Genomic DNA, 26,618 nt, shown 5'->3' with positions numbered 1-26,618 from the left:
CCGGTCGCCATTGGCGTTCCCGGACCGGTCGCAGACGGCGCGGTTCTCTGGCCGTGCGCTGGCCGCGGGCCGTCCGCCGACGGTGGGGTCGTCCGGCCGTGCGCTGGCGACGGGCCGGCCGCCGACGGGTCGGCTTCCTCACCGCCCGTACCCGGTGCAGCCGCCGAACGGGGCGGGGCGACGGTGTGCCTGCTCGCCCTCGGCCTGGTGTTCGTGCTGGTCGGGCTGTTCGGGGCGGGGCTCGGGGCCGCCCGGTGCGCACGTCACCAGGCGCGGATCGCGGCCGATTTCGGGGCGCTCGCGGGCGCGGCCCGTGCCCTCGACGTACCGGGCGCCGCATGCGGGCGGGCCGCCGAGCTGGTGGCGGCCAACGGCGGCCGGTTGGCGGGCTGTCGAGCCGACGGGCTCGACCTGATCGTCACGGCGCAGGTACGGGTCGCGCCGCTGCCCGGGCTGGTCCGCGTCGCCACCGCGACATCGCGAGCCGGCCCGGCCCGGATCGTCGATCCCTCAGGCCGATCCGAGGAAGACCGCCGACCCGGGGGAGGCGGCTGATCCGGGGGAGACCGCCGACCCGGGAGGGGGGGTGGCCGCAGACCGCGATGGGCGCCGGGCGTGCGGACCGATCCGGGTGACCGGCCGGCGGAGTTAAGTGACGGGCTCCGCCGGCCGGTGCCGGGTCAGCGGGACTGGAGGGCGTCCAGGCCCACCGCCATGGCGATGACCAGCCGACGGTCGATGTGCGGGTGGTGGATGTCCACCACGTACCGGTCGCGGAGGCCCCACTTCTTGTCGACCGAGAACACCGGCTGGCCGCCGGCCACGAAGTCGAAGTGATAGGGCAGCCAGGAGAGCGAGTCGACGAAGCGGCGCAACAGCGCCACCGGCAGGCTGCGCTCCTGCCCGGTCGCCGGCGGCAGGCCGGGCTGCTCGACGTGCCAGGTCGACCGCAGCAGCGACTGGGCGAAGTCCTTGCGGAACAGGCCGATCGGGTTGCCGGCGTGGTCGGTCACGTCGTAGGTGGCGCCGAGGTCGAGGCGCTGGCGGGCCTTGAAGCCGAGAAGGGGGTACTGCTTGGTGTCATCGGTGTAGATCGTGACCTGCTCCTTGAAGGCGAGCCGCTTCTGCTGCGCGAACGCGAGCAGCCCACCCTCGGAGCCGTCCGGTGCCGCGGCGTGCACCTCGTACTGGTTGACCATCATCCGGATCCGTTGACGGACGATGAAGCGGTGCTGCGCCTGCAGGTTGTCGAGCGACATCTGATCTCCTTCGAGGGGTCGCCGGAGTGTCGCACAGCGCTGCCACCAGCGCGCGCCCGTGGAGCGGCGACGCCGCTGCGGCTGCGCGGGGGCGCGATCGGCTTCAGCCCGCCGAGATGGTGGCGTCGGTCGATGCCTGACACCTCCGCCTGGGTCACCCACGGCAGGCCAGGTCGACGGGCACCGGGCAGTGCCCCGACGGCCCGCGCCGCAGCGCGTAGCCGGCGCGGAGGGTTCAGCGTCCGCCGTCGACCGTGGCCTTCATCGCCCACGTGTTCAACACCTGGTGGATGCCGCGTAGGCGTTCGTTGATCTGTTCCAGCCGCTCCGCCTGGGCCAGGTTCGCGAGCGCCGTACCCAGCGCGATCTGCTGGTCGGGGGTGAGGCTTTCCTGGTCGATGGTGTAGAGCAGCTCGACGGTCTCGGCGATCGTGTCGGCCACGGCGGCACCTCCGGCGGACGGGTCTCGGGGTCACGTCTGCGCTACCGGAATGATGCATGGAAGCGCTCCCATACATCAATGCCCCAACGCCGCCGACCTCATGCCCCCATCCCACCAACCAGACTCACGCCCTGTCGGCCCGGCGAACGCGCGAACCGGCAGCGCCTCGTCGATCTTGCACTTGGCGCCCGGACGAATTGGGTGAGAAGGGGCGAGGCGTGGGCCGAAACTGCAAGATCGAGGGAGGTGGGGTGGGGTGGGGTCAGTTCGACGGGGCGGGCGTCGAGGGCTGGGCGGCTGCGCGGTCGTCCTGTCGCGGCAGCGCGCCCGGCAGCGCGGCGTCACCGGGCGGGGCGCCGCCCGCCGTCGCGGCGGCCAGGTTGGTGAGCACCACGTCGAGGACCTTCACCGCCTCCGGCTTGGCCAGCGGGTTGTTGCCGTTTCCGCACTTCGGGGACTGGACGCAGGACGGGCACCCGGTCTCGCACCCGCACTCGACGATCGCGTCGCGGGTGGCGCGCAACCAGGCGGCGGCCGTCCCGTACGCCCGCTCGGCGAAGCCCGCCCCGCCGGGGTGACCGTCGTAGACGAAGACGGTCGGCGCCTCGGTGTCCGGGTGCAGGGCGGTGGACAGCCCGCCGATGTCCCACCTGTCGCACGTCGCCATCAGCGGCAGCAGGCCGATCGCGGCGTGCTCGGCGGCGTGCAGTGCCCCGGGGACGTCCGCCGTCTCCACCCCGGCGCGGGCCAGCGACCCGGGGGAGAGCGTGAACCACACCGCGACGGTGCGCAGCTCCCGCGCCGGCAGGTCCAGCGGCCGGGTGTCGATCACCTCGCCGGTGGCGATTCTCCGCCGCTGGTACGACACCACCTGGCTGGTCACGTCCACCTCGCCGAGGAACAGCCCGACCGGGCCGGCGTCGGTGTAGGAGCGGACGGAGGCCACGGAGAGCGAGGTGACGTCGCGGGCGTGGGTGGACCAGTCCGGCTCCTCGGTGTGCACCAGCGCGCACCCGTCGGCCAGGTCGAGCGAGTCGACCACGTAGGAGACGCCCTGGTGCAGGTAGACCGCGCCGGTGTGCAGCAGGAAGTGCGCCGAGCCGCCGTCGACGGTGCCGAGCAGCCGGCCGGTGGACTCCTCCACCACGCAGACCGGCGCTCCGCCCTCGCCGCGCAGGTCGACCTCGGGGCGTTCCCGGTGCCGCCAGTACCAGCCGGTGGGCCGTTGCCGGAGCGCACCGGCCTCGACGAGCGAGTCCACCGCCTCCTTCGCACCGTCACCGAAGAGGTCCAGGTCGGCGGGGGTGAGCGGGGCCTCGTGCGCGGCGCAGGCCAGCTGCGGCGCGAGCACGTAGGGGTTCGCCGGGTCGAGCACGGTGGCCTCGACCGGCCGCCCGAACAGCGCCTCCGGGTGGTGCACGAGATAGGTGTCGAGCGGGTCGTCGCGGGCCACCAGCACGGCGAGGGCCTCGTCGCCGCTTCGCCCGGCGCGCCCGGCCTGCTGCCACAGCGAGGCCCGGGTGCCCGGCCAGCCGCAGATCAGCACCGCGTCCAGCCCGACCAGGTCGACGCCGAGTTCCAGCGCATTGGTGGAGGCCAGGCCGAGCAGGTCGCCGTGCAGCAGCGCCCGTTCCAGCTCGCGGCGTTCCTCGCGCAGGTAGCCGGCGCGGTAGGCGGCGACCCGGCCGCCCAGCCCGGGCACCGCCTCGTCGAGCGACCGTCGGGCGGTCGCGGCGACCACCTCGGCGCCCTTGCGGGACCTGACGAACGCGAGCGTGCGGACCCCCTCGACCACGCTGTCCGCGAGCAGGTCGGCGGTCTCCCGCAGCGCGGAGCGCCGGACCTGGACGAGATCAGCGTCAACAGACGAATCCGTGGGCGGCAGCAGCGGCGGTTCCCAGAGCGCGAACGTCACCCCGCCGCGCGGCGACGCGTCCTCGGTGACGGCGGTGACGGGCAGGCCGGTGAGCCGCCCGGCCGCCGTCGCCGGGTCGCCCGACGTGGCGGAGGCAAGCAGGAAGACGGGGGTACGCCCGAAGCGGGCGCACTGTCGGCGCAGCCGCCGCAGCACGTGCGCGACGTGTGAGCCGAACACGCCCCGGTAGGTGTGGCACTCGTCGACCACCACGTACGCGAGGCGGCGCAGGAAGCCGGACCAGTGCGCGTGCCCGGGCAGGATGCCGTGGTGCAGCATGTCCGGGTTGGTCAGCACGAACCGGGCGTGCCGGCGGATCCACTCCCGTTCGGCGCGCGGCGTGTCCCCGTCGTAGGTGGCGGGGCGTACCCCGTCCAGCTCCAACGCGGCGACGGCGCGGAGCTGGTCGGCGGCGAGCGCCTTGGTGGGGGCCAGGTAGAGCACTGTGGCGCGCGGGTCGGTGAGCAGGGTGCTCAGTGCCGGCAGCTGGTAGGCCAGCGACTTGCCGGACGCCGTGCCGGTGGCCACGACGACGTGCTGGCCCGCGTACGCCAGCTCGGCGGCCTCGCCCTGGTGCCGCCACGGGGCGACCACGCCGCGTCGCGCGAACGCCGCCCGCAGTTCCGCCGGGGCCCAGTCGGGCCACGGCGCCGGCTCGCCGGCGCGGGCCGGCACCCGCTCGACGTGGGTGACCGGGTCCGTGGGGTGACGCAGCCGCAACCGCCGCAGCAGCTCGCCCGGCGCGCGCCTCGGGCCGGGCCTGTCGTCGGTCACGTCCTGCACTCTCGCACTGGTGTTCGGAATTGGGAACCGCAGGGTGGGGGTATGGGGAGGGGCAGGCCGGTGACCCGAAGCGGTCGCACGGGGGGATGGTTAGATGCCCAGGAGAGTTTACCGAGGAGGGGCCGATGGAGCTGTCGCTGGCGACCCACGCCGTGGGGGAGCACACGGTGCTCGAGGTCGGCGGTGAGGTGGATGTCTACACCGCCCCCCGGCTGCGGGAACGGCTCATCGAGCTGATCGACGGCGGGGCCCGCCACGTGGTGGTGGACCTGGGCCGGGTGGACTTCCTCGACTCGACCGGGCTCGGCGTGCTGGTCGGCGCGCTCAAGCGGCTCCGGTCGGCCGGCGGCTCCTTCGCCCTGGTGTGCGACAAGGAGCCGCTGCTCAAGATCTTCCGGATCACCGCCCTGGACCAGGTCTTCCCGCTGCACCCGACGGTCGACGCGGCCATCGCCGCCGACTCCACCGGCGCGTGATGGCCACCGTCAAGCTGTCCTTCTCCCCGGCCCCGGTCCACGTCCGCACCGCCCGTCTGGTCGGCGTCGCGGTGGCCCGGCGCGCCGGCGTACGCGAGGACCTGCTCGACGAGGTGCGCCTGGCCATCGGTGAGGCCTGCACCCGGGCGGTCGCGCTGCACCGCCAGTACGGCCTGGCCGAACCGGTGTACGTGGAGATGTCCGACGGCGGGCCGTACACGGTCCGGGTGGTGGACCGGGCCCCGATCGAGGCGGGTCTCGGGCTGGCCGCGCTCGGCCCGGACGAGCTGGCGAAGGAGTCGCTCAGCGAGGACGCGCTCACCACCGGTGTGGGCTTCGCCCTGCTCGCCGGTTTCGTGGAGGACCTGCAGGTCCGCCCGGTCGACGAGGGTGTCGGCACCGAGGTCCGGATGGCCTGGCCGGCCGGCCGCGCCTGACCCGTTCGTCCCGCAGGCCGCGTTCCCCGCACGGGGAGCGCGGCCTCGTCGTGCTGACCGCCCTATATATCAGATTTCCTCGCATAACACAGTTACGAAGATCATCGAGAACGGGTGCCCCCTCGGTGTGACCCTCACCACGCGGGAGGGCTACAGTACCCGGGTTGTCAGCAAGTGATCGCTGCCCGCAGCCAGCGGGAACGGGTGGATGGCGCGCGCTGGCGAGTTCGCATCCAGGCGTCGGCCCGTGCGTCTCCACGAGCCGACGCGAGTGTTCGGTACAGGAGGACACAGATGTCCGGGACCTTGGCCGCCGACGGCGGCGCACTGTCCCTTACCGGAGCCAACGTGACGTACGTCGTCATCGCCGCGGTCATCGCGCTGGTGGCGCTCGTCTTCGCCGCCGCCTTGACCAAGGCGGTACTGGCAGCCGGTACGGGAACCACCAACATGCAGGAGATCTCCGGGGCGGTGCAGGAGGGCGCGTCGGCGTACCTGCTGCGGCAGTTCCGCACCCTGGCGATCTTCGTGGTGATCGCCGTCGTGCTGCTGTTCCTGCTGCCGGTGCACGACACCGACGGCAACCAGACCCTGGTGAAGATCGGCCGGTCGGCGTTCTTCGTGGTGGGTGCGCTGTTCAGCGCGTTCATCGGCGGCGCCGGCATGTGGCTGGCCACCCGCGCCAACCTGCGGGTCGCCGCCGCCGCGCGGGAGCGTGAAGGCGGGCGCGAGGGCGCCATGAAGATCGCCTTCCGCACCGGCGGCGTGGTCGGCTTCCTCACCGTCGGCCTCGGCCTGTTCGGCGCGGCGCTGGTCGTCATCCTGTTCAAGGGCGACGCCCCGACCGTGCTGGAGGGCTTCGGCTTCGGCGCCGCGCTGCTCGCCATGTTCATGCGGGTCGGCGGCGGCATCTTCACCAAGGCCGCCGACGTCGGCGCCGACCTGGTCGGCAAGGTCGAGCAGGGCATCCCGGAGGACGACCCGCGCAACGCCGCCACGATCGCCGACAACGTGGGCGACAACGTCGGTGACTGCGCCGGCATGGCCGCCGACCTCTTCGAGTCGTACGCGGTCACGCTCGTCGCCGCGCTGATCCTGGGCCGGGCCGCGTTCGGCGAGGACGGGCTGGTCTTCCCGCTGATCATCTCCACCATCGGCGTGCTGGTCGCGATCGTCGGCGTGTTCATCACCCGACTGCGCACCAGCGACCGCAACGGCCTCACCGCGATCAACCGGGCCTTCTACGTCTCCGCGGTGATCTCCGCGGTGCTGGTGGCGATCGCCGCGTTCGCCTATCTGCCGGCCACCTTCGGTGAGCTGGAGGGCGGCCTGACCGACGTGGACCGCAACCCGCGACTGGTGGCCATCGGCGCGGTCGTGATCGGCATCGTGCTGGCCGCCGCGATCCAGGCGCTCACCGGCTACTTCACCGAGACCAACAAGCGCCCGGTGCAGGACATCGGCAAGAGCTCGCAGACCGGCGCCGCCACCGTCATCCTCGCCGGCATCAGCGTCGGCCTGGAGTCGGCGGTCTACTCGGCGCTGCTGATCGGCGCCGGCGTGTTCGGCGCGTTCCTGCTCGGCGGCAGCTCGATCACCCTGTCGCTGTTCGCGGTCGCGCTGGCCGGCACCGGCCTGCTCACCACCGTCGGCGTCATCGTCGCGATGGACACCTTCGGCCCGATCTCCGACAACGCGCAGGGCGTGGCCGAGATGTCCGGCGACATCGACGAGCACGGCGCGCGGACGCTCACCGAGCTGGACGCGGTCGGCAACACTACCAAGGCGATCACCAAGGGCATCGCGATCGCCACCGCGGTGCTGGCCGCGACCGCGCTGTTCGGCTCGTACACCGACACGCTGCGTTCGTCGTACTCCGACGCCGGCGTGGGCGACGTGGGCGCCGAGATCCTCAACGCGCTGAACGTGGCCAACCCGCGCAACCTGGTCGGCCTGATCATCGGCGCCGCGGTGGTCTTCCTCTTCTCCGGCCTGGCCATCAACGCGGTCTCCCGCTCGGCCGGCGCCGTGGTGATGGAGGTACGCCGGCAGTTCCGCGAGCTGCCCGGCATCATGGACCGCACCCAGCGGCCCGAGTACGGCAAGGTCGTCGACATCTGCACCCGGGACGCGCAGCGCGAGCTGATGACCCCCGGCCTGCTGGCCATCCTGGCCCCGATCGCGGTCGGCTTCGGCCTCGGCCCGGGCGCGCTCGCCTCCTACCTGGCCGGCGCGATCGGCGCGGGCACGCTGATGGCGGTCTTCCTGGCCAACTCCGGCGGCGCCTGGGACAACGCCAAGAAGCTCGTCGAGGACGGCGCGTACGGCGGCAAGGGTTCCGAGTCGCACTCCGCGACCGTCATCGGCGACACCGTCGGTGACCCGTTCAAGGACACCGCCGGCCCGGCGATCAACCCGCTGATCAAGGTGATGAACCTGGTCTCGCTGCTGATCGCCCCGGCCGTGGTGGCCTGGAGCGTGGGCGACGACCGGAACACCCCGCTGCGGCTCACCATCGCCGTGGTGGCCGCGCTGATCATCGTGGCGGCCGTGGTGTTCAGCAAGCGCAAGGGCGTGGCGATGGACGACTCGGACACCGGTGCGGGCACCCCGGACCAGCGCCCGGAGACGGTCAACGCCTGATCTCCACGGAACGGTTCCCGGTCGGCCGCCGGCCGGCCGGGAACCCCGTGAAACCTGACCGGTGGCAGTTCCACCCGGAGGTCGTACGCTGCAAGCCATGCGTACGCGCCGGGCGGCAACCGCCGGAAAGCTCACGGTGGTCCTGGCCACGCTGGCCCTCGTCGTCGCCGGTTGCGGCGGCCCCAGCCCGCGCGCCTGGGCCGCCTCGGTCTGTCAGGCGCTCAGCCCGTGGCGCGCGGAGATCTCCAAGCTGACCAGCAGCACCCAGCAGCAGATGACCGCGCAGACCACGCCGGCGCAGGCCAAGGAGAACCTGGTGCGGCTCTTCGCCGGGGCCGAGGAGGCCAGCGAGACCGCCCGGCGCAAGGTCGAGGAGGCGGGCGTGCCCGAGGTCGAGCGCGGCACCGAGGTGTCGGCCGGGTTCCAGGGCTCGCTGGGCAAGATGCGGGACGCCTACGGGCGGGCCCGGACCACCATCGACGGGCTCGACACCGCCCAGGCCGGCCCGTTCTACGACGGCGTGCGCGCCGCCGTGGACACGCTCAACAAGGAGTACGACGCGAGCGCGCTGGACACCAGCAAGCTCGACTCACCCGAACTCAAACAGGCCTTCGACGAGGTCCCGGAGTGTCGCTGACGCCACCCGCGAAGAACCCGGCCCGCCAGCCCTCGCTGTTCTCCACCGAGGCGGCCGACCCCGTGCTGGCGGATCTCGCCGGCCTGCTCGCCGGGCCGGGGGAGGTGGTGCGGATGGGCGGCACGGCGCGGCTCTCCGTGGTGGTGGACGCGGCCTGGCGGGTGCACGTGCTGGTCGCCGAGCTGGGCGCCCGGGGGGTGCCGGCGAGCTGGGAGCCGACCGAGGACGGCCGGCACCGGGTGCGCACCGCGTACTCGACCACGCTGGCGCCGCTCGCGCGGGCCTGGCTGCGTGGCACGGCGAAGCGGCCACCGGCCCGGTTCCACCTCGACGGGCGGCGGCTGCGGCTCTGGGCCGCCGCCGCCGGGGCGGCCGAGCCGGGCGGGTTCCGGCTCCGGCTCGGTCCGGCCGACGAGCCGACCTGGCCGGCGGTACGCGCCGCGCTGGCCGCGGTGGGTCTGCCGGCCGCGTTCGTGGAGCCGGAGGAGGGCGGGCCGGCCTACCGGATCGGTGGGCGGCGGGTGACCCGCCTCGCCGAGCTGGTGGGCGAGCGGCCCCGGGCCGCGCCGGCCGCCGACTGGCCCGGCTGAGCCGCCGCGCCACCCCGCCGGCTGTCCGATCACGGACACCCGCTCCGGCGGTTCCGTCCAGGAAAACGACCGGGGTGACCTCCGCCGGGCGGTGTGCGATCGTCACAGTGACCCGCTCGGCGCCCTACCCACGGTGTACGGTGGCGCCGTCCGGCAGGGTTCGGCCGGCGGCCGCCGGAGGAGGCGGCCCGTTTGCCGCCCACGAAACCCGGAACGTGGACGGCGCGTTACGTTGGACGTCCGGGCCACCGGTGGTCCGCGCGGTGCAACACGGCCCGAAGCGGGCATGGCGTAGGAGTGAGGTCGGGGAGAGACGTGCCGAGCAACGCTGGAACCACCCGTCTGGTCATCGTCGAGTCACCGGCGAAGGCCAAGACGATCTCGGGCTACCTCGGCCCGGGGTACGTCGTGGAGGCCAGCTTCGGCCACGTCCGGGACCTGCCCCGCAACGCCGCCGACGTGCCGGCGAAGTACAAGGGTGAGCCGTGGGCGCGGCTCGGCGTCGACGTCGACAACGGCTTCCACGCGCTCTACGTGGTCTCCGCAGACCGCCGCCAGCAGATCAACAAGCTGGTGAAGCTGGCCAAGGAGGTCGACGAGATCTTCCTGGCCACGGATGAGGACCGCGAGGGCGAGGCGATCGCCTGGCACCTGGTCGAGACGCTCAAGCCCAAGGTGCCGGTCAAGCGGATGGTCTTCCACGAGATCACCAAGCCGGCCATCCAGGCGGCGGTGGCCAACCCCCGGGAGATCGACCGCGACCTGGTCGACGCCCAGGAGGCCCGGCGCATCCTCGACCGGCTCTACGGCTACGAGGTCTCCCCGGTGCTGTGGAAGAAGGTCATGCCGAAGCTGTCGGCGGGCCGGGTGCAGTCCGTGGCGACCCGGATCGTGGTCGAGCGGGAGCGCCAGCGGATGGCGTTCCGCACCGCGGAATACTGGGACATCCTGGCCACCCTGGCGGTGGCGAAGCCGGGCGAGGGCCCGCGCACGTTCAACGCCACGCTGGTCGCGTTGAACGGCGACCGGATCGCCACCGGCAAGGACTTCGAGCCGACCACGGGTCGGGTTCGCGCCGGTGCCGGGGTGGTGCACCTCGACGAGGGCGGGGCCAGGGGGCTCGCGGCCCGCCTGGCGGACCGGCCGTTCACGGTCACCCGGGTCGAGGAGAAGCCCTACCGCCGCCGCCCGTACGCGCCGTTCATCACCTCCACGCTCCAGCAGGAGGCGGCCCGGAAGCTGCGGTTCTCGTCGCAGCAGACGATGCGCACCGCGCAGCGGCTCTACGAGAACGGCTACATCACCTACATGCGTACCGACTCGGTGAACCTGTCGGAGACCGCGATCGCCGCGGCCCGCCGGCAGATCGTCGAGCTGTACGGCGAGCGCAGCGTGCCGCCGGAGCCGCGCCGCTACACCGGCAAGGTGAAGAACGCGCAGGAGGCGCACGAGGCGATCCGCCCGGCGGGGGACAACTTCCGCACCCCGGGCGACGTGGCCAAGGAGCTCTCCGGCGAGGAGTTCAAGCTCTACGAGCTGATCTGGCGGCGCACCATCGCCTCGCAGATGACCGACGCGGTCGGCTCCAGCGTGTCGGTGCGGATCCGGGCGGTCTCGTCGGCGCAGGAGGAGGCCGACTTCGGCGCCACCGGCAAGACCATCACCGACCCGGGCTTCCTGCGCGCCTACGTCGAGTCGAGCGACGACGAGAACGCCGAGGCCGAGGACGCCGAGCGTCGGCTGCCCACGCTGGTCAAGGACCAGCCGCTGGCCGCCGACGAGCTGGCCGCGCAGGGCCACCACACCCAGCCGCCGTCGCGCTACACCGAGGCCTCGCTGGTCAAGGCGCTGGAGGAGCTGGGCATCGGCCGTCCCTCCACGTACGCGTCGATCATGCAGACGATCCAGGACCGCGGCTACGTCAACAAGCGCGGCCAGGCGATGATCCCGACGTTCCTGGCGTTCGCCGTGATCGGGCTGATGGAGCGGCACTACCCGCGCCTGATCGACTACGACTTCACCGCCAGCATGGAGAACGAGCTGGACGAGATCGCCGGCGGTGACCACGCCGCGGTCGACTTCCTCACCTCCTTCTACTTCGGCAGCGCCAACGGCGCCGGCGACCAGGCGATCGCGCACGCCGGTGGGCTGAAGAAGCTGGTCACCGAGAACCTCAGCGAGATCGACGCGCGCAGCGTCAACTCGATCCCGCTGTACACCGACGACGAGGGCCGCGAGGTCGTCGTCCGGGTCGGGCGTTACGGGCCGTACCTGCAGCGGGCGCTGCCGGGCGGCGAGCAGCCGGCGCCGGCGGCCGAGGGCGAGGAGGGCGGCGCCCAGGGTGACCGGGCACCGATCCCGGAGGGCCTCGCCCCGGACGAGTTGACCCCGGAGAAGGTGCACGAGCTGTTCCTCGGTGGCGGCGGCGAGCGCAAGCTCGGCGACGACCCGTCGACCGGCGAGCCGATCCTGCTCAAGTCCGGCCGCTTCGGCCCGTACGTGGCCAGCGGCGAGCGGAAGTCGTCGCTGCTGCGCTCCCAGTCGCCGGACGACCTCACCCTGGACCAGGCGCTGCGGCTGCTCAGCCTGCCCCGGCTGGTGGGCGTGGCGCCGGACGGCGTCGAGGTCTTCGCCAACAACGGCCGCTACGGCCCGTACGTCAAGCGCGGTGACGAGTTCCGCTCGCTGGACTCGGAAGACAAGATGTTCACCGTCACGCTGGACGAGGCGCTGGCGTTGCTGGCCGCACCGAAGACGCGCCAGCGCCGGGCCGCCGCGCCGCCGCTGCGGGAGATGGGCGTCGACCCGCTGACCGAGAAGCCGCTGGTGATCAAGGACGGGCGCTTCGGACCGTACGTCACGGACGGGGAGTTCAACGCGTCGCTGCGGCGCGCGCAGACGCCGGAGGCGCTGACGCTGGAAGAGGCGTCGGAGATGCTCGCCGAGAAGCGGGCGAAGGGTCCGGCCCCGAAGAAGAAGGCCACCAAGAAGGCCGCTCCCGCCAAGAAGACGACCGCCGCCAAGAAGACGACCGCCGCCAAGAAGACGACCGCCGCGAAGAAGACGACGGCGGCGAAGACGACCGCGGCCGCGAAGAAGACCCCGGCGAAGAAGGCGGCCCCCCGGAAGGCGACCTCCACCCCCAACGAGTGAAGCCCGGTCGGTGGGCGTGGGCGATGGGCGTGGGCGACGGGCGTGTCGCGCTGGAAACGAGGCATCGCTGTTGAGCGGTATGCCTCCGAGTCATAATTATGACCCGGAGGCATACCGCATTTTTCTGAAGTCTCTTCCGCCGCGCAACACGGAGAGTGATCGAGGTCAGGAGCCGAGCACCTGACGCAGATACGGGTTTCCGAAGATGTTCTTCGGGTCCAGGCGGGTGCGGACGGCTTGGAAGGCGGCGAACTTCGGGTAGGCGGTGGCGAGCGACTCCGCGTCGCGCCAGTGCAGCTTGCCCCAGTGCGGTCGACCGCCCAGCTCGGTCGCCACCTGCTCGAACGCGCGGAAGTACGGCTCGTACGGCATGCCCACGTACTGGTGGACCGCGAGGTAGGCGGAGTCTCGCCCGTAGGAGTGGGAGAGCCAGATGTCGTCGGCGGCGGTGAACCGCACCTCGACCGGGAAGAGCACCTTGAACGGCAACCGGTCGACGATCCGGCGCAGTTCGGTGAGCGCGGTGGGCAGCGCGTCGCGCGGCAGCCCGTACTCCATCTCCACGAAACGGACCCGGCGCGGGGTGCAGAAGACCCGGTCGGAGCGGCCGGTGTAGGTGCGTTCGGTGAGTGCCCGGGCGGAGACGGCGCTGATCCGGGGGGCGAGACCGGGCGCGGCGCGGCCGAGCCGGCAGGCTCCGGCGAAGACGGTGTTGGACAGGAACTCGTCGTCGAGCCAGCCGCGCCAGCGGGGCAGCGGCCGGTCGTCGGCGGGTACCCGGTCGTTGGTCTTGACCTGCACCCGGTCGGTGTAGGGGAACCAGTAGAACTCGGCGTGGTCGTGCGGCTCGTAGAGGCCGGGCAGGTCGTCGAGCACCTCGGCGAGCGCGGCCGGCCGTTCGTGCGCGCGCAGCACGAACGCGTCCACGCAGCTCAGGGTGACCTCGACGAGGACGCCGACCGCGCCGAGGCCGACCCGGGCGGCGTCGAAGACGTCGCGGTTCTGGTCGGCGGAGCAGCGCAGCACCTCGCCGGTGCCGGTGACCAGGGTCAGCCCGGCCACGAACGTGGAGAGGCAGCCGAGCTTGGCGCCGGTGCCGTGGGTGCCGGTGGAGAGCGCGCCGGCGATGGTCTGCGCGTCGATGTCGCCGAGGTTGGGCACCGCCAGCCCGTGGCCGGCGAGCAGGTCGTTGAGCGTGTGCAGGGTCATCCCGGCCGGTACGGTGACCAGGCGGCGCGCCACGTCGACGGTGACGTCGGTCGCCAGGTCGGCGAGGTCGAGCCGGTGCCCGTCGGCGACGGCGGCGGCGGTGAAGGAGTGGCCGCTGCCGACGGCCCGGATCGTCGTGCCGGCGGTGGCGGCCCGGCGGACCGCCTGCGCGACGTCCGCCACGCTCCGGGGGCGCTCGGTGACCAGCGCGGTGCTGTGTTGGTTGCCGGCCCAGTTGGACCAGGCGGCGGGGGGACCGGCCATGGCGAACACTCCTCGACATGAATATGAACTGAATTCATATCAGGAACGTTGTGCCTGGTAAATACCGCAATCGAGCCCGGCTCGTTGTACCGGTAGTCACAGACTCGTGACGTGCAGATATGTTCATCCGTCGAAGGGGGGTGGCGCCGAGTGTCCACACCAGCCGCCACGACCGGGCCGCTGCGTCGGGTACCGGTGCAGGGTCGAAGTGTCGCGCGCGTCCAGCGGATGCTGGACGCCTGCGCCGAGCTCGTCGACGAGGTGGGGTACGAGGGCTTGACCACGACCCTGCTCGCCGAGCGTGCCGAGGTGGCGATCGGGTCGGTCTACCAGTTCTTTCCCGACAAGCGGGCGATCGTGCAGGCGCTGACCCTGCGCACGATGGAGTCCTACCTCCAGCGGCTCGACGAGCGTTTCGCCTCGGACGACCTGACCCACTGGTGGGACGGGGTCGACGCGGCGATCGACGAGTACATCTCGATGCACCGCACCGTCCCCGGTTTCCGTACCCTGCACTTCGGCGACGTGGTCGACCTGCACCTGCTGGACGACCAGCGGGACAACAATGGGGTGATCGCGGAGCAGCTCGCCCGCGTGCTCACCGAGCGGTTCGGTCTGGCCGGGGTGCCCGACCTGCGGTTCCACCTGGAGGTCGCGGTCGAGGCCGCGGACGCCCTGATCAAACTGGCGTTCCGCCGCCGCGCCGACGGCGACGAGCGGGTGCTCGTGGAGGCGAAGGCGCTGATCCGGGAATACCTGCACCGGCAGGTGAACGCCCCGGTGGAGGCCGCGCACCAGGGCTGAGCGGCACGCGAGCGGCGGGTTCCCGAAGTGCGCCGGGGCCCGCCGTCGTCACGTCAGAGGAACGCGTGGCCCTCGCCGCGGTAGGTGGGCACCGTCGCGACCACGGCGTCGCCCTCGATCAGGTGCAGCTCGTTGACGTGCTCGCACACCTCGCCCGCCTTGGCGTGGCGGAACCACACCCGGTCGCCGACCCGCAACGCGTCGGCCGCGTCACCGGTGAGCGGGGTCTGCACCTCGCCGGCGCCCTCCGGGCCGAGCAGCTTCAGCCCGGCGGGCAGCCACGGCCGGGGCAGCCGGCTCTCCGCGGCCGGGCCGGAGGCGATCCAGCCGCCGCCGAGCACGGTGGCCAGCCCGGCCGCCGGCCGCCGGACCACCGCGCAGGCGAAGAACGCCGCCGGGGTCGGCCGCCAGGCACGGTACGCGTCGAAGAGCGTCGGCCCGTAGAGCCCGGAGCCGGCGGTGACCTCGGTGACCGCCGGGTCGGCGCTGGTGGCGGCCACGCTGCCGGTGCCGCCACCGTTGACGAACTCCAGGTCGGCGTGTTCCCGGACGGCGGCGACCGCGGCCGAGCGGCGGGCCAGCAGTTCCCGGTACGACCCGCGCTGGGCGACCCGGATCGCGGAGCCGACCAGCGCCTGCCCGGGCGGGGCGTCGCCGAGGCCGGCGATCTGCGCCTCGTACGACATCAGGCCGACCAGCCGGAAGCCCGGCCGGCCGGCGACGGCGGCGGCGAGCGCGCCGGCCGCCCGGGCGCTGTGCACCGGCGAGCGGCGCACCCCGACGTGCACCCGGCCCCGCAGCGGTCGCCAGGAGGCGTCCAGGTCGAGGCAGACCCGCAGCGCGGGTCGGCCGCCGGGCGGGCAGACCCGGTCGATCAGGTCGAGCTGCCCGGCGTCGTCGATCATCAGGGTGACCGCGTCGGCACGGGCCGGGTCGGCGGCCAGTTCGGCGAGCGCCCCCCGGTGGGCGGTCGGGTAGGCGACCAGCACGTCGTCGGCGACGCCGCCGCGGGCCAGCCAGAGCGCCTCGGGCAGGGTGAAGGCCATCACGCCGTGCCAGCCGGGCCGCTTGAGCGCCCGGGTGAGCAGTTCGCGGACGCGTACGGACTTGCTCGCCACCCGCAGCGGCTTGCCGCCGGCCCGGGCGGCCAGCGCCTCGGCGTTGGCGTCGAACGCGGAGAGGTCGACCACCGCGTACGGCGGGTCGAGGTGGGCGGTCGCCCGGTCGAGACGATCGCGAAGTTCGGCACGGTCGATGGCCACGTCTGCACGCTAACTGTCGGGACGGCAATGCGAAATACCCTCGCGTCTGTCCGGGCTGCGCGCGGTCGCTCCGGCGGCCTAGGCTCGACGAGCAGGCGATGTCACGGGGGGCGACGCCCTCCGCGCGACTAGAGTGTTCCACCGGGGATGCCCAGACCTGGGCCGGCACGTGGAGGTACGGCCATCGAAAGCCAGAAGAACGGCGAGTCGTCCGGCGTGTCGTCGCCCGGCACACAGGCCGACCGGTCCGGCATCGCCGCGATCCGCTCGGTGCTGCGCATCCGGCCGTTCCGCCGGCTGTGGCTCGTGCTCAGCGCGGCCTCCTTCGGCGACTGGCTCGGCCTGCTCGCCACCGCCCTGTTCGCCGCCTCGCAGGTGTCCGGCAGCACGGCCCAGGGCGCGGCCTTCGGCGGCGTGACCGCGATCCGGCTGCTGCCGGCGCTGGTGCTCGGCCCGATCGCGGGCGTCTTCGCCGACCGGTTCGACCGCCGGTGGACCATGGTCATCTGCGACCTGCTGCGCTTCGTGCTGTTCGCCTCGATCCCGCTCTACGCGCTGACCGGTGCCGCCGGTGGCCTGGTGGTCGGCTGGGCGCTGATCGCCACCTTCCTGATCGAGTCGATCACGTTGCTGTGGATCCCGGCCAAGGAGGCGGCGGTCCCCAACCTGATCCCGCGCACCCGGCTGGAGGCGGCCAACCAGCTCACCCTGATCACCACGTACGGCCTGACCCCGGTGGCCGCCGCGATCGCGCTGGCCGTGCTGGACCGCGGCGTACGCGGGGCGGTCGGCGGCGACCTGCCCGACTGGGCCGAGCCGGCCCAGCTCGCGCTCTGGTTCAACGCCTTCTCCCGGCTCGCCACCGCGCTGGTGGTGGCGTTCGGGATCAAGGAGATCAGCGAGGCGCAGCGCGGCGAGGGGGAGCGCGCCGAGCAGAGCATGTTCCGCCAGTTCGCCGAGGGCTGGAAGTTCATCGGCCAGACGCCGCTGGTGCGCGGCCTGGTGCTCGGCATCTTCGGCGCGTTCGCCGGTGGCGGCATCGTGGTCGGCACGGCCAAGTTCTTCGCCAACTCGCTCGGCGCCGGTGACGCCGCGTTCTCGCTGCTCTTCGGGGCGATCTTCGTCGGTCTGGCGCTCGGCATCGGGCTCGGCCCGATGATCGTGCGGGACATGTCCCGCCGTCGCTGGTTCGGCATGAGCATCGTGCTGGCCAGCGCGTCCGTGCTGGTGCTCGCGTTCGCCATCCACCTGTCCATGGCCATCGTCGGCGCGATCCTGGTCGGGGCCGGTGCCGGCATGGCGTTCCTGGCCGGCACCACGCTGCTCGGCGGCGAGGTCGCCGACGAGGTGCGCGGCCGGGTCTTCGCGGTGGTGCAGATCGGCACCCGGCTGGTGCTGATCCTGGCCATCGCGCTGAGCAGCCTCCTGGTCGGCGTCGGCGGTTCCCGCCAGCTCACCATCGCCGACCTGGGCATCTCCATCTCCTCGACCCGGCTTCTGCTGCTCGCCGCCGGTGCGGCCGGCATCTTCGCGGGGATCAGCGCGTTCGGCCAGATGGACGACAAGAAGGGCGTGCCGGTCCTCGCCGACCTGTGGGGCTCGATCCGGGGCCGCCCGCTGATGCCGGCCGAGCCGTTCGTCTCCTCCGGCCTGTTCGTGGTCTTCGAGGGCGGCGAGGGCGCCGGCAAGTCCACCCAGCTCGCCGCGCTCGCCGAGCGCCTGCGTGGCGGGGGCCGGGAGGTCGTGGTGACCCGCGAGCCGGGCGCGACCGGGGTCGGCGAGCGGATCCGCTCGCTGGTGCTGGGCACCGCTGCCGACGACGCGCCGTCGCCGCGCGCGGAGGCGCTGCTCTACGCCGCCGACCGGGCCCACCACGTGGCCACCGTGGTCCGCCCGGCGCTGGTCCGCGGCGCCGTGGTGATCAGCGACCGCTACGTCGACTCGTCCCTGGCCTATCAGGGCGCCGGCCGGACGTTGCCGGTCGACGAGGTCTCCTGGCTCTCCTCCTGGGCCACCGGTGGGCTCAAGCCCGACCTGGTGGTCCTGCTCGACGTCGACCCGCACACCGGGCTGGGCCGGGTGGCGGCCCGCAGCGAGGACGCCGACCGGCTGGAGGCCGAGTCGGTGGCGTTCCACGAGCGGGTCCGCTACGCGTTCCTCGACCTGGCCGCCGGCGACCCGAAGCGTTACCTGGTGCTCGACGCGTCGCGCCCGGTCGGGGAGATCGCCGACGCGGTCGCGCGCCGGGTGGGCGAGTTCCTCGTCGACCCGGCCGGGATCGTGCACCCGCGCCCGGCACAGGGTCCGGACACCTCGGTCCAGCCCGAGTTATCCGAATCGGAGCTGGTGACGATGGAGCAACGCCGAAGATGACGGACGTCTTCGCCGACCTGGTCGGGCAGGACGAGGCGGTGGCGACGCTGCGGCGGGCCGCCGCGTCGGCCGCCGCGCTGCTGCGGGCCGGCGCGCCCGTCGCGACGCCCGCCGGCGGCGGGGACACCGACGGGTACGACGACCTCGACGCGCTCGCCGAGCAGTTCGACGAGCCCGGCGACCCGCGCGCGCTCGGCGCGGGCGCGTCCGGCGGTGACCGAGGCGTGCCTGGCGGTGACCCGGGCGCGTCCGGCGGTGACCCGGGCGCGTCCGGTGGTGGGTCGGGCGAGGTGGCCGCCGCCGGGGCCGACCCGGGCGCCGGGATGACGCACGCCTGGATCTTCACCGGGCCGCCCGGCTCCGGCCGCTCGGTGGCCGCCCGCGCGTTCGCCGCCGCCCTGCAGTGCGTGCACGGCACCGGCTGCGGCACCTGTCCCGGCTGCCACACCACGCTGGCCGGCACCCACGCCGACGTGCGGCTCGTGGTGCCCGAGGGGCTCTCCATCTCGGTCGGCGAGATGCGCGCGCTGGTGCTGCGCGCGGCGAGCACGCCCTCCGGTGGTCGCTGGCAGGTGGTCATCATCGAGGACGCCGACCGGCTCACCGAGGCCGCCGGCAACGCGCTGCTCAAGGCGGTCGAGGAGCCGCCGCCGCGTACCGTCTTCCTGCTCTGCGCCCCGTCCACCCACCCGGACGACATCTCGGTGACCATCCGGTCGCGGTGCCGGGTCGTGCCGCTGCGCCAGCCGCCGGCCGGCGCGGTGGCCGAGATGCTGGTCCGGCGGGACGGCATCGCCCCCGACGTGGCGCAGTGGGCCGCCGCAGCCGCGCAGGGGCACGTCGGCCGGGCCCGGCGGCTGGCCCGCGACCCGGAGGCCCGGCAGCGGCGGGAGGCCGTGCTCGCCGTGCCGCGCCGGCTCACCGGCGTGGGCGCGGCGTTCGACGCCGCCTCGGCGCTGATCGAGGCCGCCGAGGCGGAGGCCGCCGCCTCGGTCGCGGAGGCCGACGAGACGGAGCGGGCGGCGTTGCAGACCGCGCTCGGTGCGGGCGGCACCGGCCGCGGCGCGGCCGGGGCCATGCGGGGCGCCGCCGGCCAGCTCAAGGAGCTGGAGAAGCGGCAGAAGTCGCGGGCCACCCGGGCCCAGCGGGACGCGCTCGACCGGGCGCTGGTCGACCTGGCCGGTTTCTACCGCGACGCGCTCACCGTGGCGCTGCGGGCCCCGGTCGCCCCGGTGCACACCGACACCGCGACGACGGCTGCGGCCGGCGCCCAGAAGTGGGACGCCGAGGGCTCGCTGCGCCGCCTGGAGGCGGTGCTGGAGTGCCGCGCGGCGATCGAGGCGAACGTCAAGCCACGGATCGCGGTCGAGGCGATGATGCTCTCCCTCTGGCGGGGTTGACCGCCCGTCCGCACGCTGTCCACAGGGCATCGACACGCGCGATTGACGTGCGGTACGGTCCGGTGATGCCGCGGTGACCGAGGCGGCACGCTCAGTGAGGGTGGCGCCGGGGTGGGGCCGGCGGCGCCGACCGGCCGGGAGGAGTGCGCCGATGGCGCGGGGGGAGATCGACGAGGCCTGGATCGAGGAGGCGGTGCGGCGCTATCGCCGCATCGAAGCCCAGCAGGCCGAGTTCGACCAGGCGGTCGCCACGGTGGAGGTCACCGTCCGTTCACCCGACGGCCTGGTCGAGGTGGTGGTCACCGCCGGCGGGCGGATCACCGACGTCCGCTTCCTCGGTCCGCTGCACCAGCGCCACCCGCGCGACGTGGCCAACTCGGTGCAGGCCGCGGTCACCGCCGCCGCCGACGCGGCGCAGTGGGCCCGGGAGAAGCTGCACAACGAGACCTTCGCGGCCTACCGGCCGCTGGCGGGAGCCTGACATGGAATCGCTGCGCGCGCTGGCCGCCCGCCTCGACGACGCCGGCGCCACGCTCGCCACGCTGGCCCGCACGGTGACCGCCACCGACCCGCCGCACCCGGCGTTCGGCGCCCAGGCCGCCGGCCGTCCCGGCGAGGTGGGGCGGGCCCTGCACCGGCAGTGGACCGCCGCCACCGCCGACCGGGCGCGTGAGGCGCAGGCCGCCGCCCACCGGCTGGCCGCCGCCGCGGCGGCGCTGCGCAGCGCCGCCGAGCGTTACGCGGCGGCCGACGACGCGGTGGCGCGCCGGCTGGCCCGGGAGGCCTGATGGACGCGCTGGACCGCCTCGCCGAGCCGGGCCTCGACCTGCTCACCCGGGTCGACACGCTGCTCGCCGCCGGTGCGCCCGAGGGGCACCGGCTCTGGCCGCTGCTGCGCCGGATGCAGGTGCTCCCCGGCGCGGCCGTGCGCGAGTTCCTCGAACTGCACCCCGCGCCGCTGACCGGCGCCGGCCACGCCGTGCGCCGGCTCGTCCGGGGATACGACGACGCCTGTGCCGTCCTCGCCGACCAGGTCGCCTGGTCCGGGTCGGCCGCCGCGGCCTACGACGACGCGCGCACCGCGCTGCTCCGGCACCTCGACGAGGGGCCGGAGAGCCTGGTCGGCCGGTTGGAGTCGACCGCGGGCTACGCGGACGCGCTGGCCGGTTGGGTGGAGAGCAGCCGGGCGGCGCTGGCGCGGGCGCTCGCCGAGGTGATCGGCTCGGCCGAGGCGGTCGCCGTGCACGCCGCCGCCCGACCCGGGGTCGAGGCCGGCCCGGCGGGTGCCGCCGCGGCGGCGGAGATCGCCACCCGGGTGCTGGGTGTGCTCGGGGTGGCCTACGACGGGGCCGAGACGTTGCTGCGCCAGTGGGGGCCGAGCCTGGCGGAGACGACCTGGCGGGACCGCGCCGTCGCCGCGCCGCGCCACGGCGGCACCACCCGGATCGGCTACTGACGGTCCACGGCGTCGCACGCCGATCCGGCCGTGGCCGGGCACCGGCGTGCGACGCCGTGGCCTTCCCCTGCACCCCCCGCAGGTATGCCTTCACTCAACGCGGTCGGCCGGCGTTTGTCCCGGGGCCGGCCCAGGTTTCAACCGTCCGGGCGAGGGGTGGACGTCGCTTCGGTCGGGTCGACCGGGATGGATCGCTGCGCGGTGTGACCGGACGGCGACCGGTGAGCCGTCCGGGCGCGCGGGCCCGCGTAGGGTAGGCGCATGGGCATGCTCTGCGCGGTCAGCTTCAACCGGTACGGGCGCCTCTACTACCTCGACCCGGGTGAGCTGCGCCCGCAGGTGGGCGACCGGGTGCTGGTGCCCACCGACGACGGTCCCGAGGTGGCCGAGTGCGTCTGGGCGGCGCAGTGGGTCAGCGAGGACACCGACGGTTTCCCCAAGCTGGCCGGCCCGGCCGGTGACGAGGACATGCGCCGCGACGAGGTGCTGCGCCGGCGCAAGGCCGACGCCAAGGTGGCCGCCAAGCGGCTGATCCGGGAGCACGGCCTGCCGATGAAGGTGGTCGCCGTCGACCATGTCCTCGGCACGCCGGAGACCGGCAGCGACCGCACCACCATCTACTTCACCGCGCCGCACCGGGTGGACTTCCGTTCCCTCGTGCGCGACCTGGGGGCGACCCTGCACTGCCGGGTCGAGCTGCGGCAGCTCTCCGCCCGCGACTCGGCGCGGGTGCAGGGCGGCATCGGCTCCTGCGGGCGTGACCTGTGCTGCGCCACGTTCCTCACCGACTTCGAGCCGGTGACGATCCGGATGGCGAAGGACCAGGACCTACCGCTCAACCCGCTGCGCATCTCCGGCGCGTGCGGTCGCCTGATGTGCTGCCTGAAATACGAGCACCCGCTCTACCAGCGGTTCCAGGAGTCCGCCCCGGCGGTCGGCACCCGCGTCGACACCCCCCAGGGTGAGGGCAAGGTGGTCGGCCACAGCGTCCCGCGCGACGCCGTCACGGTCCGTCTCGACGCCGACGGCTCCCGCTGCCAGTGCAGCCGCGCCTCCGTCTGCGCCCCCCGCCAGTCCCACGACCAGCACTACAACCCCTCCCCCTGACCCACCCCCCGCGCATCCCCCTGGGCGTGGGTCGTGAAGTTGAGGGTCAGGGTCAGCGGAGGGTGATGGGGGGTTCGGCCAGGCGGGGGGCCAGCGGGGTTTTCGGGGTCAGCCAGGAGGCCGTGGGGGACTGGTCGGGGTTGAGCTGCCAGGCGTGGGCGACCCGGTCCAGGGCGATCGGATAGATGGTGAGGGTGCCGTCGGGGTCGAAGCGGAACCGGAGGAACGCCTTCGAGTCCTCGATGCCCTGGCCGGCGAAGAGCTCGTTCAGGTTCACCCCGAACGCGCCCGCCACCAGCAGGTAGAGCGCCACCAACTGGCTGGCGACCAGCCCGCTGACCGGGCCGTACAGCACCACCGCCGCGACCGCCGGCAACGGCCACGGCCACTCGTAGAACGGCAGGTGCAACCAGACCCAGGTGCCGCCGGCCGCCAGCGCCACGTGGGCCACCCCGTGCGCCACCCCGAGGATCCAGTGCCGGGCGTGCCGCTTCCCGCCCGCGCTCGGCGGCTTGGCGAAGAACGCCGCCCCCAGCAGCGTCACCACCAGCATCGCCACCAGCGGGACGCTGAACAGTCGCTGCGCGGTGGAGTCGGCCCGCTGCGCCGCCACCCCGGCCATGGCCAGCATGAGCAGCGTGTGCAGGGTGCCCAGCAGCGTGGTGAAACCCGGGTTGCGGAACGGCAGCCGGCCGAAGATGCCCCAGCCGTACCGGCGGGAACGCGCCTTCTCCGGATAGCGGGCGGCCAGGTCGTACTCGCGGGTGCGGCTGGCGCGCCGGGTCAGCGTGTCCCGCGGCGGCACCTCCAGCTTCTCCGGCAGCCTGTGCGTGGGATACAGGTAGGCGCCACCGCCGCCGCACGTGATGAGCTGCCGCTCCGGGCCCTCGTACCGGGCGTAGTGGTGCAGGTCGCCGGAGACCAGCACCCGGACCTGCGCCCCGGTGGGCGCCACGATGGTACGGATGAAGTAGTCGACCGAGTCGTACGCGTTGGGATGTTCGGCGGCCTTGACCCACGTCGGCGCCGGCACCGCCACGATCACCCGGGACCGTGGGGTGAGCTTGCGGGCCACCTCGTCGAAGTAGGTGAGCTGCGGATCGTCCAGGTACGACCCGGACTGGTCGTCGAGACCCAGCAGCCACCATCCGGCCGGCAGTTCGACAGCGAAGTACGAGCGGTACTGGCCGGTGCCCCAGCCACCGAAGTGGCGGTCCCGGGACCGCACGAACAGGCGCAGGAACGCGGTCAGCCCGTCGTACCAGTCGTGGTTGCCCGGCACCGCGAAGAGCGTCGGGCGTTCCGGCGGCGCGACCGGCAACGCCGCCTGGTACGGGCCCTTGGCCCGGTCCTCGTACGCCTCGTAAGCGGCCGACGGGTAGACCTGGTCGCCGCCCATCACCAGCGTCTGCGCCCGGGGCAGCCGGTGCCCGTCCACGGTCAGCTCCGGCTGGGCGAGCAGGTAGGCGATCGAGTAGGTGGCGTCGAAGCCGTCGCCCAGGTCGGCCACGTAGTCCAACCAGAGCCCGCCGTCCGGCCCGACCTGCCGGAACGTGTCGTCGCCGAACGCGTTCTGGAGTTCCCGCTTGTCCAGGTACGCCCCGAACAGCATGGCCAGCAGCGTCCGCAGGCCGGTGCTGATCAGCAGCAGCGGCGCGAGCCAGGGCACCGGCCGGCGCGGGGTGAACCCCAGCTCTCGCGGGTCCAGGCTGTGCGGCCGACGGGTGGCCCGCTCACCGGGGCGCGTCTCGGGGTCCGGCTGTCGCGGCGGTACGTGATCGTCGCTCACCCGCCGCAGGGTAGTCCGCACCGGGCGGGAAGTCTCTCCCGAGTCGCGCCGGCTGGGCCTTGATGTCCGGTTCCGGACGAGGGGGATCCCGTTCGGCTCCCGGCCGGGCGTGCCGTACACTTGACGATCGTTGCCGCCTTAGCTCAGTCGGCTAGAGCGACGCACTCGTAATGCGTAGGTCGACGGTTCGATTCCGTCAGGCGGCTCGGTACGGAAGCCCAGGTCATCGGCCTGGGCTTCGCCGTTTCCCGAGGCCGGTCACGCCGCCGTCCGTGCTGCCACGGCCGGTCGCGGGCAGTGGCGCGGAGGGGAACCGCCTTGATCGTCCGGGCTAGTGTCCGGCCATGCCTCTCTCCGGCCGCAAGCGGCGGCGAGCATCTCAGCTGCCGCTGTGGCCCAGGTCGACCATGGCCGGCGTCATGGCCTCGACCGCGCTTCTCCTGGCGGGCCTGTTCGCCGATCTGGGACCGCCGCCGCCGGCGGGCGAGTTGGTCCCAGGCACCGTGCTCGCCTTGGAGCAGGATAGCGCCGGCCGCCCTGCCGTGGCGCTGCTCCGAGTCGATGCGACCGACGGACCGGTCTTCTGTGGCATCGACCGAACGGCGTTTCCCGGAGAGCACCTCCCTCGCTTGAACACACAGATGACCGTCGACTACACACCCACCCACTGCGCCCCGGCTCCGGTGTCGCGCGAGTTGCCCCGTTGGCTGCTCCTCACGACGGGCGGTGGCGGACTGGCACTGATGGTGCTCTACCTGCGCCGGGCCGGGCCGATCACCGTAGGCCGATTCATGGCGGCGTGGACCCGGGGCGGCATCGGGCGAGGCAGGTGACCGGCGGGTGGCGCCCGGTGGGACGAGTGAGCGTAGGTGTCGCCCGAGGCAACCCTCGCCTCGGGCCAACGCGTAGATGAGGTGCAGGCCCGACGGAGGAGGACGGTTGGCCGACCGCACCGAGTACGACCAGTTCGTGGTCGACCGATCGCCCCGGTTGCTGCGCGTCGCCTATCTGCTCACCGGCGACTGGGCGGCGGCCGAGGACCTGCTCCAGACGGCCCTGGTCAAGGTCTGGTTCGCGTGGTCCCGGGTACGCGGGGACGCCGAGGCGTACGTCCGTCGGACCATCGTGAACACCTACCTGTCGTGGCGCCGCCGTCGCTGGACCGGGGAGATCCCGCAGGCGGTGCCCGAGCGCGTCGAGGCGGCCGACCGGGTCACGCAGTACGTCGAGCGGGACGCGTTGTGGCGGATGCTCGCGGAGCTTCCCCGGCGGCAGCGGGCGGTCCTCGTGCTCCGCTACTTCGAGGACCTCACCGAGGCGCAGATCGCCGAGACGCTCCACATCAGCGTCGGCACCGTCAAGAGCCAGGCCAGCAAGGGCCTGGCCAAGCTGCGCGCGCACCCCGCACTTGCCGACCGCCGGGACGAGAAGGAGCTCATCCGATGACCGTCGAAGAGGAGCGCCTACGCCGTCTCCTGACGGCGCAGAGCGCGGAGGTTCCGTCCGGCGAGGACCGCCTGATGAAGCTGCACCGTCGCATCACCCGACAGCGGCGGGTGCGCGCCGCCGGCGTCGCCGCCGCCGTGCTGGTGGCGAGCACCGCGACCTCGGTGGGTCTGGTCGCGCGTCAGCCCGTCGACTCGACGCCGTCGCCGCTGGCCAGCACGTCCTCGGCGTCGCCGGCCCCGACCGCCACGCCGGGTCCGGCGCCCACGCCCGCCGGTGAGCTGCTCCCGGAGTACCTCCGCGGGCATCATCGGGTGCTGGCGCGCGAGGTGGTCCTGCCGGGGCAGTCGACCGTCACCCTGACGTTCACGCCGGACGCCACGGACTTCCGGCTGGGCATCAACTGTGACGACCGGCTGCGTGCGGGGGCGGTGCCCGGTCGATCCGACCACCTGATCCAGGTCACGGTCGGCAGGAAGGTCGTCGGCACCGGAGACTGCGGCTCGTCGCTGCTGCCGGGGCCGGCGCTCGTCGACGCCGGGATGAGCGGACACTACGTCCAGTGGAGTGAACTGGGAATCCGTGCCGGGAAGCCGGTGACGATCGTGGTCAGGATCGGCAAGCCGCTGGCGACCGACAACGCGGATGCCCGGCCGGGCGCCGCGACCCACCTCGCCGGCACGATGGCGGTCGGCGTCTACACGCCGGTGCCGTTCGAGCAGTTCCCGATGCCGCCCCGGCCACCCGAACTGGTCGATCTGGACGCCGTCGCCGAGTCGGCGACGGGGAATCCTGGTGTGCCCTTCCCGACCGAACTCGGTGCGGTCGACGCCCGCACCGCCGCGTCGCCGAACGGCTCGTACCGGCTCGACCTGGCCATGCCGCTGCAGTTGAACATCTACGTGTGCGCCGTGGCGCCCGGTCGGATCCGCGTGCTGGTCGACGGGAAGGAGGTGGAGCGGCGGGCGTTCTACGACTGGTCCGGCGAGTGCGGGACAGGAAGCGCGTTGGCCTCCGAGTACGATCTGCCGCCCCGGTTCAAGGTGCCGGTCCGGACCGGGAAACGGGTGACCGTCACGGTCGTCGCCGACAGCTTCGCCGTGGCGGGTTGGCAGGTCGGCTTCGCGCCGGGTCTCGATTGACCGGCGGGCGTCGGGGGAGTGACCGATGAGT

The 26,618-nt window shown here is 73.4% G+C and carries 23 protein-coding genes and 1 tRNA gene; 18 read left to right on the top strand and 6 right to left on the bottom strand.

From position 1 onward, the window contains the following. The first annotated feature begins 9 nt into the window (after positions 1 to 9). Positions 10 to 555, top strand: coding sequence for an Rv3654c family TadE-like protein (locus GA0070213_RS13920; protein WP_091063191.1), 546 nt, complete (start codon positions 10 to 12; stop codon positions 553 to 555). Positions 556 to 680: 125 nt separating this feature from the next. Here GA0070213_RS13920 and GA0070213_RS13915 read toward each other — a convergent pair whose 3' ends face one another. From GA0070213_RS13915 to GA0070213_RS13905, 3 genes are all read right to left on the bottom strand, one after another. Further along, entirely contained in the window at positions 681 to 1,259 is a 579-nt protein-coding gene (locus tag GA0070213_RS13915; protein ID WP_091062774.1) for an LURP-one-related family protein, read from the bottom strand. Positions 1,260 to 1,494: 235 nt separating this feature from the next. Continuing rightward, positions 1,495 to 1,701 (bottom strand): hypothetical protein, encoded by a 207-nt coding sequence (locus tag GA0070213_RS13910; RefSeq protein ID WP_089154522.1) that lies wholly within the window; start codon positions 1,699 to 1,701, stop codon positions 1,495 to 1,497. Between the two features lie 262 nt (positions 1,702 to 1,963). Next, complete coding sequence (locus GA0070213_RS13905; protein WP_425412831.1) at positions 1,964 to 4,432, bottom strand: DEAD/DEAH box helicase; 2,469 nt, start codon at positions 4,430 to 4,432, stop codon at positions 1,964 to 1,966. A 92-nt stretch (positions 4,433 to 4,524) separates the two neighbouring features. On the opposite strand from GA0070213_RS13905, the gene GA0070213_RS13900 reads away from it, so the two are divergent. The 6 genes from GA0070213_RS13900 to topA all read left to right on the top strand — a co-directional run bounded on the left by GA0070213_RS13900 (position 4,525) and on the right by topA (position 12,335). After that, positions 4,525 to 4,875 (top strand): STAS domain-containing protein, encoded by a 351-nt coding sequence (locus GA0070213_RS13900; protein WP_091062772.1) that lies wholly within the window; start codon positions 4,525 to 4,527, stop codon positions 4,873 to 4,875. Further along, a complete protein-coding gene (locus tag GA0070213_RS13895) occupies positions 4,875 to 5,312 on the top strand; it encodes an ATP-binding protein (RefSeq protein ID WP_091062769.1) in 438 nt (145 codons plus the stop codon). Before GA0070213_RS13900 ends, GA0070213_RS13895 begins: the two co-directional genes overlap by 1 nt. 294 nt (positions 5,313 to 5,606) lie before the next feature. Beyond that, entirely contained in the window at positions 5,607 to 7,955 is a 2,349-nt protein-coding gene (locus GA0070213_RS13890) for a sodium-translocating pyrophosphatase (protein ID WP_091062767.1), read from the top strand. Positions 7,956 to 8,052: 97 nt separating this feature from the next. After that, positions 8,053 to 8,592 carry a hypothetical protein gene (locus GA0070213_RS13885; RefSeq protein ID WP_091062765.1) on the top strand — a complete coding sequence of 180 codons (540 nt, stop codon included), beginning with the start codon at positions 8,053 to 8,055 and terminating at the stop codon, positions 8,590 to 8,592. Further along, positions 8,583 to 9,182: a hypothetical protein gene (locus tag GA0070213_RS13880; RefSeq protein WP_091062763.1), complete on the top strand. Its 600-nt coding sequence runs from the start codon at positions 8,583 to 8,585 to the stop codon at positions 9,180 to 9,182. The genes GA0070213_RS13885 and GA0070213_RS13880 overlap by 10 nt, the downstream gene beginning before the upstream one ends. Before the next feature lie 315 nt (positions 9,183 to 9,497). Further along, entirely contained in the window at positions 9,498 to 12,335 is a 2,838-nt protein-coding gene (gene topA, locus GA0070213_RS13875) for a type I DNA topoisomerase (protein WP_091062761.1), read from the top strand. 165 nt (positions 12,336 to 12,500) lie between these two features. Here the strand turns inward: topA and GA0070213_RS13870 are convergent, their stop codons facing one another. Next, positions 12,501 to 13,817 carry a D-arabinono-1,4-lactone oxidase gene (locus tag GA0070213_RS13870; RefSeq protein WP_425412828.1) on the bottom strand — a complete coding sequence of 439 codons (1,317 nt, stop codon included), beginning with the start codon at positions 13,815 to 13,817 and terminating at the stop codon, positions 12,501 to 12,503. Between the two features lie 219 nt (positions 13,818 to 14,036). Here GA0070213_RS13870 and GA0070213_RS13865 point away from each other — a divergent pair, with 219 nt between their 5' ends. Continuing rightward, positions 14,037 to 14,612, top strand: coding sequence for a TetR/AcrR family transcriptional regulator (locus GA0070213_RS13865; RefSeq protein WP_091062759.1), 576 nt, complete (start codon positions 14,037 to 14,039; stop codon positions 14,610 to 14,612). A 53-nt stretch (positions 14,613 to 14,665) separates the two neighbouring features. On the opposite strand, the gene GA0070213_RS13860 is transcribed toward GA0070213_RS13865, so the two are convergent. After that, positions 14,666 to 15,874 carry an amino acid deaminase/aldolase gene (locus GA0070213_RS13860; protein ID WP_091062757.1) on the bottom strand — a complete coding sequence of 403 codons (1,209 nt, stop codon included), beginning with the start codon at positions 15,872 to 15,874 and terminating at the stop codon, positions 14,666 to 14,668. 147 nt (positions 15,875 to 16,021) lie between these two features. Between GA0070213_RS13860 and tmk the strand changes: the two genes are divergently transcribed. The 6 genes from tmk to GA0070213_RS13830 all read left to right on the top strand — a co-directional run bounded on the left by tmk (position 16,022) and on the right by GA0070213_RS13830 (position 22,210). Continuing rightward, complete coding sequence (gene tmk, locus GA0070213_RS13855) at positions 16,022 to 18,247, top strand: dTMP kinase (protein ID WP_281182292.1); 2,226 nt, start codon at positions 16,022 to 16,024, stop codon at positions 18,245 to 18,247. Further along, complete coding sequence (locus GA0070213_RS13850; RefSeq protein ID WP_091062755.1) at positions 18,244 to 19,647, top strand: DNA polymerase III subunit delta'; 1,404 nt, start codon at positions 18,244 to 18,246, stop codon at positions 19,645 to 19,647. The genes tmk and GA0070213_RS13850 overlap by 4 nt, the downstream gene beginning before the upstream one ends. A 151-nt stretch (positions 19,648 to 19,798) precedes the next feature. Next, positions 19,799 to 20,128 (top strand): YbaB/EbfC family nucleoid-associated protein, encoded by a 330-nt coding sequence (locus GA0070213_RS13845; RefSeq protein ID WP_091062753.1) that lies wholly within the window; start codon positions 19,799 to 19,801, stop codon positions 20,126 to 20,128. A gap of 1 nt (position 20,129) precedes the next feature. Next, positions 20,130 to 20,435, top strand: a complete 306-nt coding sequence (locus tag GA0070213_RS13840; protein WP_091062751.1) for a hypothetical protein — start codon at positions 20,130 to 20,132, stop codon at positions 20,433 to 20,435. Continuing rightward, entirely contained in the window at positions 20,435 to 21,103 is a 669-nt protein-coding gene (locus tag GA0070213_RS13835; protein ID WP_091062748.1) for a hypothetical protein, read from the top strand. The genes GA0070213_RS13840 and GA0070213_RS13835 overlap by 1 nt, the downstream gene beginning before the upstream one ends. A 261-nt stretch (positions 21,104 to 21,364) precedes the next feature. Continuing rightward, a complete protein-coding gene (locus tag GA0070213_RS13830; RefSeq protein WP_091062745.1) occupies positions 21,365 to 22,210 on the top strand; it encodes a PSP1 domain-containing protein in 846 nt (281 codons plus the stop codon). Positions 22,211 to 22,262: 52 nt separating this feature from the next. Here the strand turns inward: GA0070213_RS13830 and GA0070213_RS13825 are convergent, their stop codons facing one another. Beyond that, on the bottom strand, positions 22,263 to 24,119 hold the full coding sequence (locus tag GA0070213_RS13825; protein ID WP_425412827.1) for a metallophosphoesterase family protein: 1,857 nt from the start codon (positions 24,117 to 24,119) through the stop codon (positions 22,263 to 22,265). A 12-nt stretch (positions 24,120 to 24,131) separates the two neighbouring features. Between GA0070213_RS13825 and GA0070213_RS13820 the strand changes: the two genes are divergently transcribed. From GA0070213_RS13820 to GA0070213_RS13805, 4 genes are all read left to right on the top strand, one after another. Beyond that, positions 24,132 to 24,205, top strand: a tRNA-Thr gene (locus GA0070213_RS13820). A gap of 201 nt (positions 24,206 to 24,406) precedes the next feature. Beyond that, positions 24,407 to 24,832: a hypothetical protein gene (locus tag GA0070213_RS13815; RefSeq protein ID WP_091062742.1), complete on the top strand. Its 426-nt coding sequence runs from the start codon at positions 24,407 to 24,409 to the stop codon at positions 24,830 to 24,832. 106 nt (positions 24,833 to 24,938) lie between these two features. Continuing rightward, a complete protein-coding gene (locus GA0070213_RS13810) occupies positions 24,939 to 25,445 on the top strand; it encodes a SigE family RNA polymerase sigma factor (protein WP_245716380.1) in 507 nt (168 codons plus the stop codon). Continuing rightward, positions 25,442 to 26,587 (top strand): hypothetical protein, encoded by a 1,146-nt coding sequence (locus tag GA0070213_RS13805; protein WP_091062739.1) that lies wholly within the window; start codon positions 25,442 to 25,444, stop codon positions 26,585 to 26,587. The genes GA0070213_RS13810 and GA0070213_RS13805 overlap by 4 nt, the downstream gene beginning before the upstream one ends. The last annotated feature ends 31 nt before the right edge of the window (positions 26,588 to 26,618 follow it).

It is taken from the genome of Micromonospora humi, assembly GCF_900090105.1.
In the GTDB taxonomy this organism is placed as follows: domain Bacteria; phylum Actinomycetota; class Actinomycetes; order Mycobacteriales; family Micromonosporaceae; genus Micromonospora; species Micromonospora humi.
Note: the sequence above shows the minus strand (reverse complement) of the source record. Positions and strands in the feature narration are given on the sequence as shown.

Coding starts and splice junctions, on each gene's coding strand:
- GA0070213_RS13900 (WP_091062772.1), top strand. CDS start 4,525: ATGGAGCTGTCGCTGGCGACCCACGCCGTGGGGGAGCACACGGTGCTC.
- GA0070213_RS13915 (WP_091062774.1), bottom strand. CDS start 1,259: ATGTCGCTCGACAACCTGCAGGCGCAGCACCGCTTCATCGTCCGTCAA.
- GA0070213_RS13850 (WP_091062755.1), top strand. CDS start 18,244: ATGACGGACGTCTTCGCCGACCTGGTCGGGCAGGACGAGGCGGTGGCG.
- tmk (WP_281182292.1), top strand. CDS start 16,022: ATGCCCAGACCTGGGCCGGCACGTGGAGGTACGGCCATCGAAAGCCAG.
- GA0070213_RS13835 (WP_091062748.1), top strand. CDS start 20,435: ATGGACGCGCTGGACCGCCTCGCCGAGCCGGGCCTCGACCTGCTCACC.
- GA0070213_RS13890 (WP_091062767.1), top strand. CDS start 5,607: ATGTCCGGGACCTTGGCCGCCGACGGCGGCGCACTGTCCCTTACCGGA.
- GA0070213_RS13865 (WP_091062759.1), top strand. CDS start 14,037: ATGCTGGACGCCTGCGCCGAGCTCGTCGACGAGGTGGGGTACGAGGGC.
- GA0070213_RS13830 (WP_091062745.1), top strand. CDS start 21,365: ATGGGCATGCTCTGCGCGGTCAGCTTCAACCGGTACGGGCGCCTCTAC.
- GA0070213_RS13845 (WP_091062753.1), top strand. CDS start 19,799: ATGGCGCGGGGGGAGATCGACGAGGCCTGGATCGAGGAGGCGGTGCGG.
- GA0070213_RS13885 (WP_091062765.1), top strand. CDS start 8,053: ATGCGTACGCGCCGGGCGGCAACCGCCGGAAAGCTCACGGTGGTCCTG.
- GA0070213_RS13840 (WP_091062751.1), top strand. CDS start 20,130: ATGGAATCGCTGCGCGCGCTGGCCGCCCGCCTCGACGACGCCGGCGCC.
- GA0070213_RS13815 (WP_091062742.1), top strand. CDS start 24,407: ATGGCCGGCGTCATGGCCTCGACCGCGCTTCTCCTGGCGGGCCTGTTC.
- GA0070213_RS13805 (WP_091062739.1), top strand. CDS start 25,442: ATGACCGTCGAAGAGGAGCGCCTACGCCGTCTCCTGACGGCGCAGAGC.
- GA0070213_RS13895 (WP_091062769.1), top strand. CDS start 4,875: ATGGCCACCGTCAAGCTGTCCTTCTCCCCGGCCCCGGTCCACGTCCGC.